Here is a 2,355-nt window from a genome sequence, read left to right on the forward strand (position 1 = left end):
CCCGCGGCGTCGCCAGCTACTACTACGGCACCGGCTCCGGGGCGAGCTCCACGGTCGGCGAGGAGTTCGCCAACCTGGTGCGCCGCGAGGTCATCGCCCGCACCGGCATGCTCGACTGTGGCTCCCACCCGAAGACCTGGGACATCCTGCGGATGACGAGGATGCCCGCCGTCCGGATCGACTGCGGCTACCTCTCCCACCCGGTCGACCGGCTGCTGCTGCTGGACGCCCGGCTGCGCAGCACCGTCGCCCAGGCCGTCGTGGCCGCCGTCCAGCGGCTCTTCCTGCCCGCCGACGCCGACCCGGCCACCGGCACCTTCCTGCTGCCCGCCCGCGGCTGAACGGCCGGCAGCCAGCCGGGGCATAGACTCCGAGAGGTGACCCCTCCTGTGCCCGGCCCTTCGGTCGGAACCGGTCAGGGCGGGGCGCACTCCACCGGTGCGTCCCCGCACGTCTCCCCGCGGCACCCGCGGCTGGACCCCTTGGCCGACCGGTACGCAGCACGCACCCACGGCATGAAGAGCTCGGAGATCCGGGCGCTGTTCTCCGTGGTCAGCCGACCCGAGGTCGTCTCGCTCGCCGGGGGCATGCCCGCGGTCACCGCCCTGCCGCTGGACGCCGTCGGGTCGATGATCGGCGAGCTGGTGTCCGGGATGGGCGCCCAGACCCTGCAGTACGGCTCCGGCCAGGGTGACCCCCGGCTGCGGGAGCGGATCTGCGACGTCATGGCCCTGGAGGGCATCTCCGACGCCTCGCCCAGCGAGGTGGTCGTCACCGTCGGCTCCCAGCAGGGGCTCGACCTGGTCACCCGGGTCTTCGTCGACCCCGGTGACGTCATCCTCGCCGAGGCGCCCTCCTACGTCGGGGCCCTCGGCGTCTTCCAGGCCGCCCAGGCCCAGGTCCGGCACGTCGCGATGGACGACGACGGGCTGATCCCCGAGGCGCTGGAGGAGGCCCTGCTGGAGTGCCGGGCCCGCGGTGACCGGGTGAAGTTCCTGTACACGGTGCCGAACTTCCACAACCCCGCCGGCGTCACGCTGACCGAGGTCCGCCGCGAGGCGGTCATGGCGATCGCCGAGCAGTACGACCTGCTGGTCATCGAGGACAACCCGTACGGCCTGCTCGGTTTCGACAAGGAGCCGATGCGTGCCCTGCGCGCCCGCAACGAGCACCGGGTCATCTACCTGGGGTCGTTCTCGAAGACCTTCTCCCCGGGCCTGCGCGTGGGCTGGGTGCTGGCCCCGCTGGCCGTGCGGGAGAAGCTGGTGCTCGCCACCGAGGCGCAGGTCCTCTGCCCGCCCTCGCTCACCCAGTACGCGGTCGCCCGGTACCTGGACACCCAGCCCTGGCGCGAGCAGATCAAGGTCTTCACCGAGCTCTACCGCGAGCGCCGGGACGCCACGCTGGAGTCGCTCACCGCGCTCATGCCGCCGGGCACCACCTGGACAAAGCCGGACGGCGGGTTCTACGTCTGGCTGAAGCTGCCCAACGGCCTGGACGCCAAGCTCATGCAGCCCCGCGCGGTCGCCGCCCACGTCGCCTACGTGCCCGGGATCGGCTTCTACGCCGATGGTGGCGGCCGGGAGCACATGCGGCTGTCCTACTGCTACCCCGAGCCGCACCAGATCCGCGAGGGCGTGCGCCGGCTGGCCCGGGTGATCGAGGCCGAGCTGGACCTGCACTCCACGTTCGACGCCGTCGACACCGGGACGTTCCGCGCGGTGGGCCCGGCCACGGCCCGGCCGGAGCGCAGTCGACCGACCCCGCCGCCGATCATCGGGCCGGCGAACAGCGACCAGAGCGAGGACCGTCAGCCATGACCGACCAGGCGGCCGCACCGGAGGCGGCACCCGGCGCTCCGACGACCCCGCTGCGGGCCCTGGTGCTCGCCGGTGGGCTCACCTTCGAGCGGGAGGTCAGCATCAACTCCGGCGGGCAGGTGGTCGAGGCGCTGACCCGGGCCGGGGTGGACGCGGAGATGCACGACGCCGACGCCGAGCTGCTGCCCGGCCTGGCCGGGTCGCCGGCCGACGCGGTGTTCATCGCGCTGCACGGCGCCACCGGCGAGGACGGCGCGCTCCGGGCCGTGCTGGACCTGGCCGGCGTGCCCTACGTCGGCTCCCCGGCCGCTGCCTGCCGGCTGGCCTGGGACAAGCCGGCTGCCAAGTCGGTCGTGCGCACCGCCGGGGTCACGACGCCGGACTGGGTCGCCCTGCCGCACAGCACCTTCCGCGAGCTGGGCGCCGGCGCCGTCCTGGACCTCATCGTGGCCCGGCTCGGACTCCCGCTCATGGTGAAGCCGGCCTCGGGTGGCTCGTCGCTCGGCGTGCAGAAGGTCAGCCGGGTCGAGGACCT

The 2,355-nt window shown here is 73.5% G+C and carries 2 protein-coding genes and 1 pseudogene; all 3 read left to right on the forward strand.

Annotated features, from left to right (window positions below):
- Positions 1-341 (forward strand): N-acetylmuramoyl-L-alanine amidase (locus G5C62_RS26520; protein ID WP_206330885.1); only part of this gene is annotated, 341 nt, incomplete at its 5' end.
- 36 nt (positions 342-377) lie between these two features.
- Positions 378-1,820 carry a PLP-dependent aminotransferase family protein gene (locus G5C62_RS26525; protein ID WP_206330886.1) on the forward strand — a complete coding sequence of 481 codons (1,443 nt, stop codon included), beginning with the start codon at positions 378-380 and terminating at the stop codon, positions 1,818-1,820.
- Positions 1,817-2,355: pseudogene (locus G5C62_RS26530) on the forward strand (D-alanine--D-alanine ligase); the annotation flags it as partial. The gene G5C62_RS26525 and the pseudogene G5C62_RS26530, both read left to right, overlap by 4 nt.

It is taken from the genome of Modestobacter sp. KNN46-3 (assembly GCF_011039295.1).